Raw genomic sequence first — 18,472 nt, forward strand, 5'->3', positions numbered from 1 at the left:
TGCTGTTCATCGCGCGCGAAGGCGGCGACCGGCAGGTCTTCCATGATCTTGGTCCGGAGGAGATCGAGCTCGTTCACGCTCTCGTGCCACCCGGTTTCAGCGGGCGATGCTTTGCCTCCGTTTCGATAGGCCCAATCGACGATCAGCGGGCGGCCGTCGGCATCGGCGAAAATGCCGACCGGATGATCGAGTTTTTCCAGCGTGGCACGGACGCGCTCGAAATCGGCGAGCAAAGCCTGATCCGGCCCCGAGAAGCACCGTGCCGCGGGGCTGCGCGCGCGCCTCGAAGATACCGAGCATAGGCCGTCTTGCGATGATGAAAGCTTCTATTGGATCCGCTCATGCTCGGTTGCGGCGGCATCGAAGCAGATGGCGGTTTCGGCGCCGAAGACGAGCGCGCGGCGCTCCTTGTCTTCACGCTCCTCCCTTCCGGACGATCGAGAATTTCGCGGGCTCCGGTGGCCGTCAAACTGGAATTTGCCTGCCGAAGAAGCGGCATAGGCTTCGTTGACGGCAACGTAGCGAAGCTCGCTGTTCTCTACATAGGCAGGCGTATCCAGATCTGCGATCCGGCTGCATGCCAGTTCGAGAAGGTTCCCGCTCGATGTCAAAAGATGTCGCCTCGCTCGCAGAAGGAGTTTTGTTCTGGCATCCACTATAGGTGTAAGCCGTTTAACAAGGTTTTAACGATCACAAGTTCCGGAAATCTGAAGCCGGGACAACGAAGTTCGGCCCAAGAAGATCCAGGAACTATGCTATAATCTCCCACGTTGTAAGACTGAACTCGATCAGTTGGCCGCGTTTCGCCACGGTTTCCTAATCGGCTTCAAGAAACAAGTTCGTCTATGAAAGGAGACGATCATGTCCGTACTTCACAAAAGCATGGCGGCGGGGTCGTATGGCGTTGACTTTGACTGGCACCTCCCTCATTTCGGCAAATCGGCGGACGCCGGTTCGCGCGATGGTTTTGGGGCGGTGTTGCGGCCGGAGCAATCGGCGGCATCCTGCTCTCGCAGGCTGCGCGTCCCTACCCTGGCTACGGCTATTATTATCCCGGATCTTACTATGGAGCCTACTTCGGGACCTTATTACGGCAGCGACCATACACCTGATGACAGGCCCTACTACAGGCCTTATCCGGTCTATCGGGAAGCCACCACCGGCCCTACCGGCCTGACTATCGCTCCGACGATCGGCCTTACCCCTCCTATTACCGCAATTATGGATATTGCGGCGTGGAACGCCGCTACGATCACCGAGCGGACGTATGGGTGAGAGTTCAGGTCTGCCCCGGCTATTAAGGAGTATGTGTGCGGCACGCCGCCGCTCGTTCAGGCGGCGGCGCATCACCTTTCTCTAGCATGTCTGACTTTCAACCTGACTAATCAATGAGGCCCAGCTTTCACCTTCCGGCCGCCGCGTGAGCTGCCCCGCGAAAAGAGACGGTACAAGAAGAAGGATAAAAGCGCATTTCATAGGACTGCTATCGAAGCGCGGCGAGAGCGTGGAAAGTTTTTCCAACACACAAGTTCCCACTTCACGCGGGGTTCTTGACGCCAGAACGAGACCGGACCGCATGGTGTGATCCGGCACATCGTTTCGGCGCCCGAAAGGTTATGACTTGACTAATTTTGAATTGCTCTGTGTCCAGCCGATCGTCGCCACGCTTTTTCAGCTCGGCATTGAAACGCCAACGCCCATTCAGGCGCAGGCAATCCCTCTTCTCCTCGAAGGTCGCGATCTGATCGGCCTCGCCCAGACCGGCACTGGCAAGACGGCTGCCTTCGGCCTGCCGCTCATTCAAAAACTGCTCGCCCATGAAACAGGCGTCCCGAGATCGACGACGCGTACGCTATCTCGCTCCGACCCGCGAGCTGGTGAACCAGATCGCCGAGAACCTCAAGAACTTCGTCCGCAAGTCGCCGCTGCGCATCAATGTCGTTGTCGGCGGCGTGTCCATCAACAAGCAGCAGCTGCAGCTTGAACGCGGCACCGAGATTCCGCGGCCAGACCCGGCCGCCTCCTCGACCTCGTCAACCGCCGCGCCATCACGTGAACCACGGTGCGCTATCGCGCGCCGACGAGCGACGCTTGATCGGCCTGGCCCTTGGCGAAGACCTGGAGAACATCGCCAAGCTGTTTTGAGTTACCCGCCAGACCATGCTCTTTCGGAAGTCACGCCGAAGGCGATTGCCAATTCCGGGCGAATACCTGACCGATCCGATCAAGGTGGAAGAGGTTTCCGGCAAGGCTGCGGACAAGGTCGAACAGTACGTCCACTTTGTCGGCGGCAAGAATGACAAGACGGAACTGCTGAAGAAGTCGCTTTCCGAAATCCGGATGGCCGCGCGATCGTGTTCCTGCGCACCAAGCACGGCGCCGAGAAGCTGATGAAGCATCTCGATCACGTCGGCTATTCGGTCGTCTTCATCCACGGCAACAAGAGCCAGGGCCAGCGCGAGCGCGCCCTGAAGGCATTCCGCGACGGAGGCATCAAGACTTCGATCGCAACCGACGTTGCCGCCCGCGGCATCGATATCCCGGCCGTCAGCCATGTGTTCAACTACGATCTGCCGGAAGTGCCGGACGCCTATGTGCACCGCATCGGCCGCACGGCTCGCGCCGGCCGCGACGGCATCGCAATCGCCTTCTGCGCGCCGGATGAGGCACGCCTGCTGCGCGATATCGAAAAGCTGATGGGCATCGAGATCATCGTTGCCAGCGGCGAGGCGCCGGCAGACATGCGCGCGGCTCCGCGCCGCGGCAACGGCAACGGCAACGGCAACAACCGCAATCGCGGTGGCCAGGGCCGTGGTGGCGAAGGTCGCGGCGATGGCCGTCCGGGTGAAGAGCGCCTCGGCAATCGCCAGGACCGCCGTCCGCGCCGCGAAGGCGAAGCCGGCCAAGGTCCGCGCCAACAACGAGGAACGCCGCGAGCGCCGTCCGCGTCCCGAGCGCGACGGCCCGTACGAGGACTTCCGCGGCCATAACTGGCGAAGCGACACCCCAAGGGCCTGGACAACGACCTCGTATCGACTTCCGATTTCCGACTGGCCAAGAAGCCGCAACAGCGCCACGGCAGCGCCGATGCGAACCGCCATCATCCCGGCGGCGCCCGTAATGCGCACGGCCGCCCTGGCCGCAAGCATGGCGAGCCTACCGCGGCCACAGGCTCACGCGGATCCGTCCAGGACGGCGCTGGAGGCATACGTCGCAAGGGCCCCCGCAATGGCTGGTCAGCGTCGCGAACAGGTCTTGAGCATACGAAAGAGGCCGTAAATTTCCGGCCTTTTTTTGCTTTAAGCCTAGGTGAAATTAGCGTCCGGCCAACAGTTGAAAGGACTGCGCGCCCGCGACATGTGACACTATCGCGGACTGCATTGCTATTTTCCGGGCATATCTGCCGATCTTAGCAATTTCCGGTTGCATGCCAGCGCCTTCGCGACACTGGCCCTCATTGAGTGCATTCAACGACAGACTGCTTATTCAATAAGAGAGATAGACCTTGCGATCACCCGTAGCGTCCGGCAGCCGCCGCTTTCAGCTCATTCTGCTCAAGCCGTCGCACTATGACGACGACGGCTATGTGATCCGCTGGTGGCGGGCCATGATCCCTTCGAACTCGTGGCGGTCTTCTGGATTGCGGCAGACTGCGCGGAGCGCGAAGTGCTCGGCCCCGGCGTCGGCATCGACATCAAGGTGATCGACGAAACCAACACACGCGTGCATATTCCGGCAACTGCTCTCGCGCTGCTGAGGCAGCACGATAATTTTGGCATGGTCGCGCTGGTCGGCGTTCAGTCGAACCAGTATCCGCGGGCGCTCGACATTGCCCGGCCGTTTCGCGCCGCGGGCATTCAGTCTCATGGGGCGGCTTTCACGTTTCCGGTTGTCTTTCGATGCTCGACGGCAAGGCGGTCGAACTCGACGCCTGCCGGGAGATGGGCATTTCGATGTTCGCCGGCGAGGCCGAAGGCAGGGCTCGACAAGGTCTTGCAGGACGCGGCCTATGGCGAGCTCGAGCCGGTCTACAATTTCATGAACGACCTTCCGGGCATCGGCGGCACGCCTGTCCCCTTCCTGCCCAAAAAAAATGTCGAACACACGCTCGGGCTAAGCAGCAGCTTCGATGCCGGCCGCGGCTGCCCCTACCAGTGCTCGTTCTGCACGATCATCAATGTGCAGGGCCGCAAATCCCGTTCGTTCACTGACGATATCGAAGCTGGTGCGGATGAACTGGGCGCAGGGCATCCACAAATTTTTCATCACCGACGACAACTTCGCCCGCAACAAGGACTGGGAAGCGATCTTCGACCGGCTGATTGAACTGAAGGAAGGGCATGGCATCCCGCTCGGCCTGAATGATCCAGGTCGATATGCTCTGTCGACAAGATCCCGAACTTCATCGAAGGCAAAACGCGCCGGCGTCACGTGTTTTACCGCCTGGAGAACGTCAATCCCGACAATTTGACGGCCGCCAAGAAGAACCAGAACAAGATCACCGAATACCGGAAGATGCTGCTCGCCTGGAAAGCGCAGGGCATCATGACGCTGGGTCAGAATCCCGGCTTCCTTCCGACACGCCGGAAACCATTCGCCGCGACATCAAGATCATTCAGCACGAACTGCCGCTCGATGTCATCGAGTTCTTCCGTCCTGACGCTGCTGGTCTGGAGGATCACCAGACGCTCTGCGAGGGTATCCCGATGGATGCGATCCTCGAAGACCCAATGATGTTGAAGATGTCTGCGGACTGCGCACGAGAAGATGAGCCGGCAGGAATGGGAGAGCATCTATCACGAGGCGGTTGTCTACTATTCGCCGGAACATGTGAAGACTGCTGCGCTGGGCCGTCGGCGCTGGCTTGCCGCTTGCAAGCCTCGTCAAGGTGCTGGTGTCCTTTGCAACGACGGTGCCGCTCGAAAAAGTGCATCCCCTGCAAAGCGGTCTGCTGCGGCTGAAGCACCCCTCGGAACGGCGGCCCGGATTGCCGCAGGAGCATCCCCTCGTCTTCTGGCCGCAATTCGTGTGGGAAACCGTTGCCAAGCACGTCGCGTTGGCAGGCTCCATCCTGCGCATGAGCGCACCTGCGTTCCTCATCAAACGAAATCCGGCATCAAAAAACTACATGGACCAGGCGCTGACGCCGGTTGATGACAGCGAGGAAGAGAAGCTCGATCTGTTCACCAAGACAGCCGGCGGTACCGCGGCCGTCACGCATGTGCGCAAAATCGCGCGGTTGACCCATGCCAACCATTAGGCTTGATCAAGCCTCAGCCATCCGGGCGCTCTTCCGGTTCGTCAGAGAGACGCCGGTGACGACCACGATCGTTCCGATGATCAGCGGCACGGTCAGCGGTTCGCCGAAAGCGATGAAGGCCTCGATCGCGACCGTCGGCGGCATCAGGTAGATCAGCGATGCGCCCGCGAGACCTGGCCGCGGCGGATCAGGTAAAGAAGCAGCCCGATCCCGCCCATCGACAGGCCAAAGACCGACCAGATCAGCGCGCCGAGAGCCTCTGGCGTTGCATCGAAATGCAGCCGCTCGAAGGCGAGCGCGAGCGGCAGGGTGATGATAAGCGCCCCGACATATTGCATCGTCGCGATCGTCTTGAGATCACCCGTCTGCAAGTGTTTCTTCTGGTAGATCGTGCCGTATGTGACGGAGACCATGGCGATTAGATTGATCGCGAGCGGCACCGCGGCGTGAACGAGGCTCGCGGAGGCTGGATCGAAAAGTTTCGGGGAAACGGCGATCGCTATGCCGAAGAAGCCGAGGAGAAGTCCGAACTTCTGGGTGGGCTGCAGGCGTTCGCCGATCAGGAAGGGCGCCACCATCGCCGTCAGCAGCGGCTGCAGCGCGGCGATGATCCCGGAAATGCCAGCCGCAACGCCATTGGCAATCGCCCACCACAGGCCGGCAAGATAGAATCCGTGCAGAAAGAAACCGGAATAGATCGCGCGCAGAACAGTCGCGCGATCCGGCCATTTCGCCTTCAGCACCCAGCAGAGAGCGAAAAACGCCAGCGCCGAAAGCGCATAACGGATGCCGAGGAAGGTGAAGGGCTCCGAATGGCGTGCCGCATATTTCGCGACGACCCAGCCGGTAGACCAAAGGAGGACAAAAATGGCGGGAGCGAAACGATCAAGGGTCATGGGAGGCCTGGGGGGCAATGCGGTATCGGGCGCTGATAGTCCCCAAGCGCCCTCGCGTCAAAGGCGAAGCATTGATACTTATTTCAAGTTTCGCTGATGATTGGCGCAAAAGGCAGAAATGACCGGGCGTATGCCCGGCCATCTCATGCGCGGCTTCGCGGCCGGGAGTTGCCGTCAGCCGATCTTGATGAGCTTGCCTTCCTTGACGGACTGGACCGCCGCATCGGCGAGCGCCAGCGCGGCAAGGCCGTCGGCGCCGGAGGGGGAAATCGTTGCGTCCTTCTCGACCGCGGCGATGAAGCTTGCGATCTCGGTGGCGTAGGCTTCCGTGTAACGGGTCATGAAGAAGTCGTGCAGCGGCGGGCGCGTGTAGCCGTCACCGTTGGCGACTTCGATCGAGACCGGACGCTGGTTCTCGGCCGCTACCATGCCCTTTGAACCGTGCACTTCGATGCGCTGGTCGTAGCCGTAGGTGGCGCGGCGGGAGTTGGAGATGATCGCCTGCTTGCCGGACTTCGTCTGCAGAATGACCGAAACACTGTCATAGTCGCCCGCCTCGCCGATTGCCTTGTCGACAAGGACAGCGGCCGCTGCGGTTACGGAGATCGGCTCCTCGCCAAGCAGGAAGCGGGCCATGTCGAAGTCGTGGATCGTCATGTCGCGGAAGATGCCGCCAGAACGCTTGATGTAGTCGACCGGCGGGGCGCCGGGATCTCGCGAGGTGATCGTCACCATCTCGACCTCGCCGATGCGCGCCGTCGTCGATTGCCTTGCGCACGGCCATGAAATGCGGGTCGAAGCGGCGGTTGAAACCGACCATCAGCTTGCGCCTTAGTCTCATCGACAACCTTGATGCAGGCCTTGACACGGGCAACGTCGAGATCGATCGGCTTTTCGCAGAAGATCGCCTTGCCGGCGCGGGCGAAGCGCTCGATCAGATCCGCGTGCGTGTCGGTCGGGCGTGCAGATGACGACGGCGTCGATATCCTTGGCGGCCTCGATCGCCTCGATGGTGCGGAGCTCGCAGCCATAGGCGGAAGCGATCGCTTCGGCCGCCTGTGGAAAGCGCGTCGGCGACGGCGACGAGCTTCGCATTGGCGTTGCCGCTCACGGCTTTCGCGTGAACCTTGCCGATGCGGCCGGCGCCGAGAAGACCAAATCTGACTGTCATGAGAACCTCCCTGGAATTCGGAACAAATAAACCGAATTGTAACAATTGTGGAATTTTCATTCCATTTTCTGTTCGAGCCGTCAAGCCCGTTGCCCTTTCGCATTCTCAGAAATCCATCCTAAAGACAAGTGATCGAAATATGACCGGGGGACACATGCGAGCTGGATTCGATCCAAACCATCCGGCCTACCGCCGCGTCTGGGTGCGGGCGCTGATCGTGCCGGCCTGTGCCTGGGCTGGGCGGCGCTGGAGTTCATTACCGGCGACCCGTTCTGGGGCGTGCTGTCGGCCGGCGCCGGCGTCTATGCTTTCTACATGCTCTTCTGGACTTTCAAGCCGCAGCCACCCGCCGAGGCTCCCAAACAGGAAGAGACGGACCCCGAATAATCAGCGGCCGCGGCGCCGCACGGCTTCATCGATCAGCAGGTTCGCGAGCATCATGCGCTTCGTTGCATTCTCCCGGAATGCAGGCGCGACGCGATCGGGATGGTTCGACTTGGCAAAGGCACGGCGCTTTTCGTTCAGCGTCTGCAGTGTATCGGCGGCTGTGATGGAGAGCTCCGCAGCGATTTCGGCAGGCGCGGTGCGCGCAAGATGTTCCGGCATGACGGCTTCCGGTTCAGGCTCGGCAAGGGGCTGCGGCTGGATGTTTTCGTCTGCCGCGGCAACATGCGTCTCCGGTTCCAGATTATCGAGATAGGCTTGACGCGCGCCGTTGCGAGGCCGCTGATACGCCCTCCATCACGTCGAAGGCGAGACCGGTGGTGAAGCCGTGGACGCGATGCGCGACGGACGCCTCTGCCTCGTCTTCGCTTTCTTCTTCTGCTTTCAGCCGCTCCAGAACGGATTGAAAAACCGATTGCCCGAACAACATGCCCCTTCCCTTCGAAGTAGCGCATTGAACACCGCCAGCATGGCGCCGGGCTTGCGCTCAGCCTCCCTGCTTCCGGCTTTCCTCGAGGATGAGGTCGTAGAGAAGCCGCGCGCTCGGAGGCAGGGCGCGCTCGCGTGCGGTGATGAGGCTGTAGGGCTTTACGTCGATCTTGAAATCGGTCGGCAGCACGCGCACGTCGGATGCCTTCGCGTCCTGGCCGGCGAGGAACTGGGCAACATCCAGCGCAACGGGTGCGATCGCGTCCGTCTCGCAGATGATCGCGCAGGTGAGCAGCAAGGAAGACGTATTGACGATATTTTCCGGCAACGGCACGCCCGCCGCCAGGAAGATATCCTCCAGCGTCCGCCGCAGCAGCGTGCCCGGCGGCTGGAAGACCCACCCGTAACCATGCAGATCGGCGAGGCTGCTCGCATTCTTCTTGAGGAGTGGATGGTCCCTGCGCACGATCAGACAGGCTTTTTCGACGCCGATCTCGCGCACTTCGAAGAGTCGCGGATTAACGTCGTCGGGAATGCGGCCGATGATGAAATCGTGCCTGGCGGCGAGCAATTCCCGCGCGAGAACATTGCTGGTCTCGACCTCTATGTTGATCTCGATACCGGGAAACGCCTTGCGAACCTTGTCGATGGCCGGAACAACCAGGCTCATGGCCGGCGCTGTGACCGCGCCGATGAAGACGGAACCGCCCTTGCCGCTCTTCAATTCACTGATCTCGCGGCTGGCCTCGCGCAGTTCCAGCAGAATTTTTCGTGCACGCTTGGCGAGTGCTTGTCCGAAAGTCGTCAGCACGACACCGCGGGCGACTCGTTCGTAAAGCGGCGTCTTAACGATCGATTCCATTTCAGCGAGCATTCTGGAGGCGGCAGGCTGGGAGATGTTCAGGATCTCCGCCGCCGCGGAAATCTGTCCGCTATCTTCGATTGCGACGATCATGCGCAGGTGATTCAGCTTCAAGCCCGCACGCAGAAAGGCATCATCGCCGATATTGTCGCTGTGGATATCGATCCGATCCTCGGAAATCGACCCGGAAACAATCGCCATGGTTGCGGCCTCCCATCCGCCTTCCATCAAAAGTAATACTTTTTAACGATATACCAAATTTGTTATGCACTTTACCACTTATTCTATTTGACAGTTATAAGATTCCATACGAGTTTGCGGCCGTGTGCTGGTTGGCACTCAACACGTGTGAGATCGTGGAGGAGACCTACTTCGTTTCTCACCATCTGAAGTAACTATCCAATCTACGGAACCTGCCACAGTTTCGTGGCGGGCGAATATTCGTCCGCCGTCTATTAACAAGGGAGAGAGAAATGAAATCCATTATCTCATTGATGGCTGCGGCCGCCTTTGGCGTCGCTTCATTCGTTATGCCGGCACTGGCGCAGGACAAGGGGACCGTCGGCATCGCAATGCCCACGAAATCTTCCGCTCGCTGGATCGACGACGGCAACAACATCGTCAAGCAGCTTGAGGCAGCGGGCTACGGCACCGACCTGCAGTATGCAGACGACGACATTCCAAACCAGCTGTCTCAGATCGAGAACATGGTCACCAAGGGCGTTAAGGTTCTCGTCATTGCCGCCATCGACGGCACGACGCTTTCCGACGTTCTCCAGAAGGCTCATGACGCCGGCATCAAGGTCATCGCCTACGACCGCCTGATCCGCGACTCGGCCAACGTCGACTACTATGCAACGTTCGACAACTTCCAGGTTGGCGTTCTGCAGGCAACCTCCATCGTTGACGCCCTCGGCCTCAAGGATGGCAAGGGTCCGTTCAACATCGAACTCTTCGGCGGTTCGCCGGACGACAACAACGCCTTCTTCTTCTACGACGGCGCAATGTCTGTCCTGCAGCCCTACATCGACAGCGGCAAGCTCGTCGTGAAGTCCGGCCAGACCGGCATGGACAAGGTCGGCACGCTGCGTTGGGACGCCGCAACAGCCCAGGCCCGCATGGACAACCTGCTCTCGGCTAACTACACCGACGCCAAGGTCGACGCCGTCCTGTCTCCGTACGACGGTCTCTCCATCGGCATCATCTCGTCGCTGAAGGGCGTCGGCTACGGCACTCCGGATCAGCCGCTCCCGGTCGTTTCCGGCCAGGACGCTGAAGTTCCGTCCGTGAAGTCGATCATTGCTGGCGAACAGCACTCGACAGTCTTCAAGGACACGCGCGAACTCGCCAAGGTCACCGTTGCAATGGTCGACGCTGTCATGTCCGGCAAGGAGCCGGAAGTCAACGACACGAAGACCTACGACAACGGCGTCAAGGTTGTTCCGTCCTTCCTGTTGAAGCCGGTAGCGGTCGACAAGACCAACTACGAGAAGGTTCTCGTCGAAGGCGGTTACTACACGGCTGACCAGCTGAAGTAACTGTACCAAGTTGGCCGGAATCCGCTGGTTGCGGGTTCCGGTCTTCACTTTTATGATCGTCGCGCCGTATCTCCGGCTGTTGGCGTTGGATTTTGACTATGGACAATACAATCCTCGAAATGCGGAACATCACCAAGACGTTCCCGGGCGTTAAAGCGCTTGAGAATGTGAACCTCAAGGTTCGTCAGGGTGAAATTCACGCATTGGTGGGCGAGAACGGGGCCGGAAAATCGACCCTCATGAAAGTTCTCTCCGGCGTCTACCCGGCCGGCACGTACGATGGCGAGATCGTCTACGAAGGCGAAATGCCGCAACTTCAAGGTCCTGAAGGATTCGGAAGAAATCGGCATCGTCATCATCCACCAGGAGCTGGCGCTCGTGCCGCTTCTGTCGATCGGCGAGAACATCTTCCTCGGCAACGAGAATGCCAAGAGCGGCATCATCAGCTGGCAGGAAACGTTCAACCGCACGCGGCAGCTGCTCGCAAAAGTCGGCCTGCGCGAATCTCCGGACACGCTTGTCACCGACATCGGCGTCGGCAAGCAGCAGCTCGTCGAGATCGCCAAGGCGCTGTCGAAGAGCGTGAAGCTCCTGATCCTCGACGAGCCGACGGCATCACTCAACGAAAGCGACTCAGATGCGCTGCTGAACCTGTTGATCGAGTTCCGCAACCAGGGCCTCACCTCGATCATCATCACCCACAAGCTGAACGAAGTGCGCAAGGTTGCCGACCAGATCACGGTTCTGCGCGACGGCATGACGGTCAAGACGATGGACTGTCACACCGAAGAAATCAGCGAAGATATCATCATCAAGAACATGGTGGGCCGCGAGCTTGCCGATCGTTATCCGCCGCGCTCCGTGCCGATCGGCGAAACGATCCTCGAAGTCAAGAACTGGAACGCCTATCACCAGCATCACCGCGACCGGCAGGTGCTGCACAATGTCAACATCAGCGTCCGCAAGGGCGAAGTCGTCGGCATCGCCGGCCTGATGGGTGCCGGCCGCACCGAATTCGCCATGAGCGTCTTCGGAAAGTCCTATGGCCACAAGGTCAGCGGCGAAGTGCTGATGCGATGGCAAGCACGTCGATGTCAGCACCGTCCGCAAGGCGATCGACGCCGGTCTCGCCTATGTGACCGAGGACCGCAAGCATCTCGGCCTCGTGCTCGGCGAGAACATCGTTCACAACACCACGCTCGCCAATCTAGCCGGGATCTCGAACGCGAGCGGTCATCGACAGCATCAGGGAATCGAAGGTCGCGATCGGACTACCGCTCGAAGTTGCGCATCCGCAGTTCCAGCATCTTCCAGGAAGCGGTCAATCTCTCGGGCGGCAACCAGCAGAAGGTCGTGCTGTCCAAGTGGCTGTTCTCCGATCCCGATGTCTTGATCCTCGACGAACCCACCCGCGGTATCGATGTCGGTGCAAAATACGAAATCTATACTATCATCAACCAGCTCGCCGCCGACGGCAAAGGCGTCCTGATGATCTCATCGGAAATGCCGGAACTGCTTGGCACGTGCGACCGCATCTATGTCATGAATGAAGGGCGTATCGTTGCGGAACTGCCAAAGGGAGAGGCGAGCCAAGAAACCATCATGCGCGCTATCATGCGCTCAGGGGAGAAGAAACAATGACTCCGGTCAACCCTCCAGCCGCCGAGGAAAGCAACGTCGTTTCCGTTGCCGACTATATCCGTGGCAATATCCGTGAATACGGCATGCTCATTGCGCTCGTCGCGATCATGGTTTTCTTTCAGTTCTACACCGGCGGCATTCTCTTCAAGCCGGTCAACCTGACGAACCTCGTTCTGCAGAACTCGTTCATCGTCATCATGGCGCTCGGGATGCTGCTCGTCATTGTGGCCGGCCATATCGACCTGTCCGTCGGCTCGATTGTCGCCTTCGTTGGCGCCCTCGCCGCCATGATGATGGTCACGTGGCAGATGAATTTCGTGGTGGCGGGCATTCTCTGCCTGATCATCGGCGGCATCATCGGTGCCGCCCAAGGCTACTGGATCGCCTATCACCGCATCCCGTCCTTCATCGTGACGCTTGCCGGCATGCTGGTCTTCCGCGGCCTGACGCTCTTCGTACTCGGGGGCAAAAACATCGGCCCGTTCCCGAAGGATTTCCAGATCATCAGCACCGGCTTCCTACCGGGCAGCATGATCGACATCGCCGGAACGCCGGTGCAGTCCACCTCGCTGATCCTGACACTCATTATTCCGGTCGTGCTGTTTTACCTGGCCTGGCGCCGCCGCAAGGTGAATGAGAGCCACGGCATCGATGTCGAGCCGATGGGCTTCTTTATCGCCCAGAACGCCGTCGTTTCCCTGGCGATCCTCTTCCTTGGCTATCAGCTTTCGACTTACAGAGGCCTGCCGAACGTTCTCGTCGTCATGCTCGTGCTGATCGCAGCCTATGCATTTGTCACCCGCCGCACGACGATCGGCCGCCGCATCTATGCGATGGGCGGCAACGAAAAGGCCACCAAGCTCTCCGGTATCAACACCGAGCGCCTGAGCTTCTACACCTTCGTCAACATGGGCGTTCTTGCCGGTCTCGCAGGCATGATCGTGGCGGCTCGACTGAACTCGGCAACGCCGAAGGCAGGCGTGGGTTTCGAGCTCGACGTCATCGCGGCGTGCTTCATCGGCGGCGCTTCGGCCTCCGGCGGTGTCGGCAAGATCACCGGTGCCGTCATCGGCGCGTTCATCATGGGCGTCATGAACAACGGCATGTCGATCGTCGGCCTCGGTATCGACTTCCAGCAGATGGTGAAGGGCCTCGTGCTTTTGGCCGCCGTCTTCTTCGACGTCTATAACAAGAATAAGGGCTAAGCGCTCCGGCGCCAGTCCTGGCATTTGCAGTCATGAGTAAGACCAGTTCCGGCTCCCTCGGGAGCCGGAGAGGCGGAGCTTTTCCGCACCCAGCTAAAGAGGATGAAAGCCGTGCTTATTTCGCAGATCAAGGGTTCAAACGGAGAGATCATCGTCGCCGTGCGTGAGCCGGGCGGTGCAGCGAAAGCCGTGCAGAATGCAGGCAGCGTATACGCGCTGGCAATGGAAGCTGCAGACGCCGGCAAGTCGCTCGTTTCCATCATCGAGGCGCATGGCTATGGCGATGCCGTCGATCTGGAAAAGGCCTATGCCGAAGGCAAATTCCTCCCGCCGATCACGCATCCGGATGCTGCTCACCTGCATCTGACGGGTACCGGCCTCACGCATCTTGGCTCAGCGGCGACCCGTGATTCCATGCACAAGAAGACCACCGAGGCCGCAGAAGAAACCCTCACGGACTCGATGAAGATGTTCAAGATGGGCATCGAGAACGGCAAGCCGAAGGCTGGAGAAAAGGGCGTCCAGCCCGAATGGTTCTACAAGGGCAACGGCTACGGCGCTGCAGCGCCCGGCGCTCCCCTCGTCTCCCCTTCCTTCGCGCTTGACGGCGGCGAAGAGCCAGAAATGGCCGGCATCTACGTGATTGCCAAGGACGGTACCCCGTTCCGCATCGGCTTTGCGCTCTCCAACGAATTCTCCGACCACGTCACCGAGCGGATCAACTATCTCTATCTTGCCCACTCCAAGCTGCGTCCCGCAAGCTTCGGTCCGGAAATCCGCATCGGCGTTGCTCCGGAAGACATTCGCGGTACCTCGCGCATCAAGCGCGGCGACAAGGTGATCTTCGAAAAGCCGTTCCTCTCCGGTGAGGCGAACATGTCGCACACCTTCGCGAACCTCGAATATCACCACTTCAAGTATGGCCTCTTCCGCGTCCCGGGCGACGTTCACGTCCACATGTTCGGCACGGCGACGCTCTCCTTCGCAGATGGCGTCAAGACGGAAGAAGGCGATGTTTTCGAAATCGAGGTTGCCGAATTCGGCCTGCCGCTGCGCAATCCCCTGAAGATTGCCGCCGAGGAAAATATCGCTGTGAAGCAGCTTTGAATTTTGCGCTGGGCTGGCCGCGATCTGCGGCCGGACCACTCTGTAAAGGGTAAAGGAGGCTCGTTCAGCCCATGACCATTTATCAAAACCTGATCGCCGGCGAATGGACCGGCGCCGACGCCGTCGAAAACATCAACCCGTCCGATACGAAGGAGGTCGTTGGCCTCTATGCCAGCGGCTCCGCCGCCGACACCAAAAACGCGATCGCCGCCGCCAAGGCCGCCTTCCCGGCCTGGTCGCGTTCCGGCATCTGGGAGCGCCACGTCATCCTGAAGAAGGCCGGCGACGAGATCATGGCGCGCAAGGACGAACTCGGCGCGCTGCTTGCCCGCGAAGAAGGCAAGACACTGCCGGAAGCCATCGGCGAGACGATCCGCGCCTCGCAGATCTTCGAATTCTTCGCAGGCGAAGCGCTGCGCCTGGCCGGCGAAGTCGTGCCCTCCGTGCGTCCGAACATCGGCGTCGAGATCACCCGCGAGCCGCTCGGCGTCATCGGCATCATCACGCCCTGGAACTTCCCGATCGCGATCCCCGCCTGGAAGATCGCCCCGGCGCTCTGCTACGGCAACACCGTCGTCTTCAAGCCGGCCGAACTCGTGCCCGGCTGCTCCTGGGCGATCGTCGACATCCTCAACCGTGCGGGCCTGCCGAAGGGCGTTTTGAACCTCGTCATGGGCAAGGGCTCGATCGTCGGCCAGACAATGCTCGACAGCCCCGACCTTGCCGGCATCACCTTCACCGGCTCCGTCGGCACTGGCAAGCGCGTCGCGGTTTCCTCGATCGAGCATAATCGCAAGATTCAGCTCGAAATGGGCGGCAAGAACCCGATGGTCATCCTCGATGACGCCGATCTTTCCGTCGCCGTCGAAGCGGCGGCCAACTCGGCCTTCTTTTCGACCGGCCAGCGCTGCACGGCATCGTCTCGCCTGATCGTGACGGAAGGCATCCACGACAGGTTCGTGGCGGCCATGACCGAGAAGCTGAAGACACTGAACGTCGATCACGCGCTGAAGACCGGCACGCATATCGGCCCGGTCGTCGACGAGAGACAGCTCAAGACCGACACCGATTACATCGAGATCGGCAAAAAGGAAGGCGCCAAGCTTGCCTTCGGCGGCGAGCTGATCGCGCGTGACACACCCGGCTTCTACCTGCAGCCGACGCTGTTCACCGAAGCGACCAACCAGATGCGCATTTCCCGCGAGGAAATCTTCGGACCGGTGGCATCGGTCATCCGCGTCAAGGATTACGACGAGGCGCTGGCTGTCGCCAACGACACGCCGTTCGGCCTGTCGTCGGGCATCGCGACCACCAGCCTCAAGCACGCGACGCACTTCAAGCGCAATGCCGAAGCCGGCATGGTCATGGTCAACCTGCCGACCGCCGGCGTCGACTTCCATGTTCCCTTCGGCGGACGCAAGGGCTCGTCCTACGGCTCGCGCGAGCAGGGCAAATACGCCGCCGAATTCTTCACAACCGTCAAGACGTCATACACCCTGGCGTAACGACATCATCGGCTTCCGGGTCGCGCGAGGCGAACTGGAAGCCGTGAAGGACAGAGACTATGAAAAAGAAAGCTGAATGGCCGCGTAAGCTGCGGTCGCAGGAATGGTACGGCGGCACGAGCCGAGACGTGATCTATCACCGCGGCTGGCTCAAGAACCAAGGGTATCCACACGACCTGTTCGACGGACGGCCGGTTATCGGCATCCTCAACACCTGGTCGGATCTGACGCCGTGCAACGGTCATTTGCGAGAGCTCGCCGAGAAGGTGAAGGCGGGCGTATGGGAGGCAGGCGGCTTCCCGGTCGAGGTGCCGGTGTTCTCGGCATCCGAAAACACCTTTCGCCCGACCGCGATGATGTATCGCAACCTTGCCGCGCTCGCGGTCGAGGAGGCGATCCGCGGGCAACCCATCGATGGCTGCGTGCTGATGGTCGGCTGCGACAAGACCACGCCGTCGCTTCTCATGGGGGCAGCTTCCTGCGATTTGCCCTCGATCGTCGTCACGGGCGGGCCGATGCTGAACGGCTATTTCCGCGGTGAACGCGTCGGCTCAGGCACGCATCTGTGGAAGTTTTCCGAAATGGTGAAGGCTGGCGAGATGACGCAGGCCGAGTTCCTCGAGGCGGAGGCCTCGATGAGCCGTTCGTCGGGCACCTGCAACACCATGGGGACCGCCTCCACCATGGCTTCCATGGCCGAGGCGCTCGGCATGGCGCTTTCCGGCAACGCCGCGATCCCGGCGGTCGATTCCCGCCGCAAGGTCATGGCGCAGCTCACCGGCCGGCGTATCGTTCAGATGGTTAAGGACGATCTGAAGCCCTCTGACATCATGACGAAAGAGGCCTTCGAGAACGCCATCCGCACCAATGCGGCTATCGGTGGATCGACCAACGCCGTCATCCACCTGCTCGCCATGGCCGGCCGGGTCGGCGTCGATCTTTCGCTGGACGATTGGGACCGGTGCGGCCGCGAGGTCCCGACCATCGTCAACCTGATGCCGTCGGGCAAGTACCTTATGGAGGAGTTCTTCTATGCCGGCGGCCTGCCGGTGGTGCTGAAGCGCCTCGGCGAGGCGGACCTCCTGCACAAGGACGCGCTGACGGTATCCGGCGAAACCATGTGGGATGAGGTCAAGGACGTCGTCAACTGGAACGAGGATGTGATCTTGCCTGCCGAAAAGGCGCTGACCTCTTCGGGCGGCATCGTCGTGCTGCGCGGCAATCTGGCGCCGAAGGGCGCGGTGCTGAAGCCTTCGGCCGCCTCCCCGCACCTGATGGTGCACCGTGGCAGGGCGGTGGTGTTCGAGGACATCGACGACTACAAGGCCAAGATCAACGACGACAGCCTCGACATCGACGAAACCTGCGTCATGGTCATGAAAAACTGCGGACCAAGGGGCTATCCGGGCATGGCCGAGGTCGGCAACATGGGCCTGCCGCCCAAGGTGCTCAAGAAGGGCATCACCGACATGGTGCGCATCTCCGACGCCCGCATGTCCGGAACGGCCTACGGCACCGTCGTGCTGCACACCTCCCCGGAAGCGGCGGTCGGCGGGCCGCTCGCGGTGGTGAAAAACGGCGACATGATCGAGATGGACGTGCCGAACCGTCGTCTACATCTCGACATTTCTGAGGAGGAGCTGGCCCGGCGGCTCGCCGAATGGCAGCCGAACCATGATCTGCCGACGTCCGGCTATGCCTGGCTGCACCAGCAGCATGTCGAAGGGGCCGATACCGGCGCCGACCTCGACTTCCTCAAGGGATGTCGCGGAAACGCGGTCGGCAAGGACAGCCACTAGCGGAGCGCATCGAGACAGCAAATCGATGAGGCGGGGGTGAAGCCCCGCCTTTTTTCGTTGGTTGGTTGGAAAGAAAAGGCGCTTCAGCGCCGCGCCGCCTGGGTCAAGCCGCAAGTGCCGATCGAGGGCGGCTATGGCCAGCTTACATTAGACGGTCATAGAGGCCGATAAGGGTGCCGACGTCGATTTCCTGGTCGGCCCGCGCGGCTCGAAGATCCCGATGGACCGCGCAGCCCCTGGGGCCAAACGGTCCCGAGCGTCAAAAGGCGGTACGAAAGTTCCGCCTTTTTCTTTGCGAGCCTCATTTCTTCCGGAACGTTCTCGCCTCGCCGCCGTTACCGCGGTAGGGAGGGAACCATGCCTGGAGTGCAAAAATCGATTGTGCTCAGCGCCTTTAACAAGGATGAGCACGGTATCCTGATTCCGGCATTCGAGCCTCGGCAGATGAAGAGGGAAGAAACGGCCGTCTATGTCGCCCAGACGCTCGTCAAGGATTATGATGGGGTCGTCGTCTGGTGCAGCGAAAACCATGCGATCGGCGAACAAGGCCCATCGGTAATCCTGTTCCGCTCAGGTCTGGTGCCGGAATTCGAGTAGCCACAGCCTTTGTCGTAT

9 protein-coding genes and 8 pseudogenes are annotated in these 18,472 nt (G+C 60.5%); 12 read left to right on the forward strand and 5 right to left on the reverse strand.

Annotated features, from left to right (window positions below; genetic code table 11):
• Positions 1-611, reverse strand: a pseudogene (locus tag ACW4PC_RS00005) (hybrid sensor histidine kinase/response regulator); the annotation flags it as partial.
• A 250-nt stretch (positions 612-861) separates the two neighbouring features.
• Between ACW4PC_RS00005 and ACW4PC_RS00010 the strand changes: the two are divergent.
• The 3 genes and pseudogenes from ACW4PC_RS00010 to ACW4PC_RS00020 all read left to right on the forward strand — a co-directional run bounded on the left by ACW4PC_RS00010 (position 862) and on the right by ACW4PC_RS00020 (position 5,260).
• Complete coding sequence (locus tag ACW4PC_RS00010; RefSeq protein ID WP_455872450.1) at positions 862-1,275, forward strand: hypothetical protein; 414 nt, start codon at positions 862-864, stop codon at positions 1,273-1,275.
• 346 nt (positions 1,276-1,621) lie between these two features.
• A pseudogene (locus tag ACW4PC_RS00015) lies at positions 1,622-3,279 on the forward strand (DEAD/DEAH box helicase).
• 226 nt (positions 3,280-3,505) lie between these two features.
• Positions 3,506-5,260, forward strand: a pseudogene (locus tag ACW4PC_RS00020) (B12-binding domain-containing radical SAM protein).
• A gap of 6 nt (positions 5,261-5,266) precedes the next feature.
• Here the strand turns inward: ACW4PC_RS00020 and ACW4PC_RS00025 are convergent.
• Both ACW4PC_RS00025 and iolG read right to left on the reverse strand, forming a co-directional pair.
• Positions 5,267-6,156: pseudogene (locus ACW4PC_RS00025) on the reverse strand (DMT family transporter).
• 174 nt (positions 6,157-6,330) lie between these two features.
• A pseudogene (gene iolG, locus ACW4PC_RS00030) lies at positions 6,331-7,327 on the reverse strand (inositol 2-dehydrogenase).
• Positions 7,328-7,481: 154 nt separating this feature from the next.
• On the opposite strand from iolG, the pseudogene ACW4PC_RS00035 reads away from it, so the two are divergent.
• Positions 7,482-7,714: pseudogene (locus ACW4PC_RS00035) on the forward strand (hypothetical protein).
• Here the strand turns inward: ACW4PC_RS00035 and ACW4PC_RS00040 are convergent.
• A pseudogene (locus tag ACW4PC_RS00040) lies at positions 7,715-8,201 on the reverse strand (hypothetical protein).
• Between the two features lie 57 nt (positions 8,202-8,258).
• On the reverse strand, positions 8,259-9,263 hold the full coding sequence (locus tag ACW4PC_RS00045) for a LysR family transcriptional regulator (protein ID WP_455872451.1): 1,005 nt from the start codon (positions 9,261-9,263) through the stop codon (positions 8,259-8,261).
• A gap of 272 nt (positions 9,264-9,535) precedes the next feature.
• Here ACW4PC_RS00045 and chvE point away from each other — a divergent pair, with 272 nt between their 5' ends.
• The 8 genes and pseudogenes from chvE (at position 9,536) to ACW4PC_RS00085 (ending at position 18,454) form a co-directional block, all read left to right on the forward strand.
• Complete coding sequence (gene chvE, locus ACW4PC_RS00050; RefSeq protein WP_183922202.1) at positions 9,536-10,600, forward strand: multiple monosaccharide ABC transporter substrate-binding protein; 1,065 nt, start codon at positions 9,536-9,538, stop codon at positions 10,598-10,600.
• 119 nt (positions 10,601-10,719) lie between these two features.
• Positions 10,720-10,857: pseudogene (locus ACW4PC_RS00055) on the forward strand (ATP-binding cassette domain-containing protein); the annotation flags it as partial.
• Between the two features lie 22 nt (positions 10,858-10,879).
• A complete protein-coding gene (locus tag ACW4PC_RS00060; protein ID WP_455872452.1) occupies positions 10,880-12,241 on the forward strand; it encodes an ATP-binding cassette domain-containing protein in 1,362 nt (453 codons plus the stop codon).
• Positions 12,238-13,446: a multiple monosaccharide ABC transporter permease gene (gene mmsB / locus ACW4PC_RS00065; RefSeq protein ID WP_022717091.1), complete on the forward strand. Its 1,209-nt coding sequence runs from the start codon at positions 12,238-12,240 to the stop codon at positions 13,444-13,446. Before ACW4PC_RS00060 ends, mmsB begins: the two co-directional genes overlap by 4 nt.
• 111 nt (positions 13,447-13,557) lie before the next feature.
• Positions 13,558-14,553 (forward strand): AraD1 family protein, encoded by a 996-nt coding sequence (gene araD1 / locus ACW4PC_RS00070; protein ID WP_455872453.1) that lies wholly within the window; start codon positions 13,558-13,560, stop codon positions 14,551-14,553.
• Between the two features lie 71 nt (positions 14,554-14,624).
• A complete protein-coding gene (locus tag ACW4PC_RS00075; protein ID WP_455872454.1) occupies positions 14,625-16,058 on the forward strand; it encodes an aldehyde dehydrogenase family protein in 1,434 nt (477 codons plus the stop codon).
• A 59-nt stretch (positions 16,059-16,117) separates the two neighbouring features.
• Positions 16,118-17,857, forward strand: a complete 1,740-nt coding sequence (gene araD, locus ACW4PC_RS00080; protein ID WP_283068810.1) for an L-arabinonate dehydratase — start codon at positions 16,118-16,120, stop codon at positions 17,855-17,857.
• 357 nt (positions 17,858-18,214) lie between these two features.
• Complete coding sequence (locus ACW4PC_RS00085; protein ID WP_455872455.1) at positions 18,215-18,454, forward strand: hypothetical protein; 240 nt, start codon at positions 18,215-18,217, stop codon at positions 18,452-18,454.
• Positions 18,455-18,472 lie beyond the last annotated feature (18 nt).

The organism is Rhizobium yanglingense (genome assembly GCF_977109285.1).

Excerpts from the sequence above, each read along its gene's own strand:
- ACW4PC_RS00045 (WP_455872451.1), bottom strand. The coding sequence starts at position 9,263 with ATGGCGATTGTTTCCGGGTCGATTTCCGAGGATCGGATCGATATCCAC.
- ACW4PC_RS00060 (WP_455872452.1), top strand. The coding sequence starts at position 10,880 with ATGGCGAGATCGTCTACGAAGGCGAAATGCCGCAACTTCAAGGTCCTG.
- ACW4PC_RS00075 (WP_455872454.1), top strand. The coding sequence starts at position 14,625 with ATGACCATTTATCAAAACCTGATCGCCGGCGAATGGACCGGCGCCGAC.
- ACW4PC_RS00085 (WP_455872455.1), top strand. The coding sequence starts at position 18,215 with ATGCCTGGAGTGCAAAAATCGATTGTGCTCAGCGCCTTTAACAAGGAT.
- ACW4PC_RS00010 (WP_455872450.1), top strand. The coding sequence starts at position 862 with ATGTCCGTACTTCACAAAAGCATGGCGGCGGGGTCGTATGGCGTTGAC.
- araD (WP_283068810.1), top strand. The coding sequence starts at position 16,118 with ATGAAAAAGAAAGCTGAATGGCCGCGTAAGCTGCGGTCGCAGGAATGG.
- mmsB (WP_022717091.1), top strand. The coding sequence starts at position 12,238 with ATGACTCCGGTCAACCCTCCAGCCGCCGAGGAAAGCAACGTCGTTTCC.
- chvE (WP_183922202.1), top strand. The coding sequence starts at position 9,536 with ATGAAATCCATTATCTCATTGATGGCTGCGGCCGCCTTTGGCGTCGCT.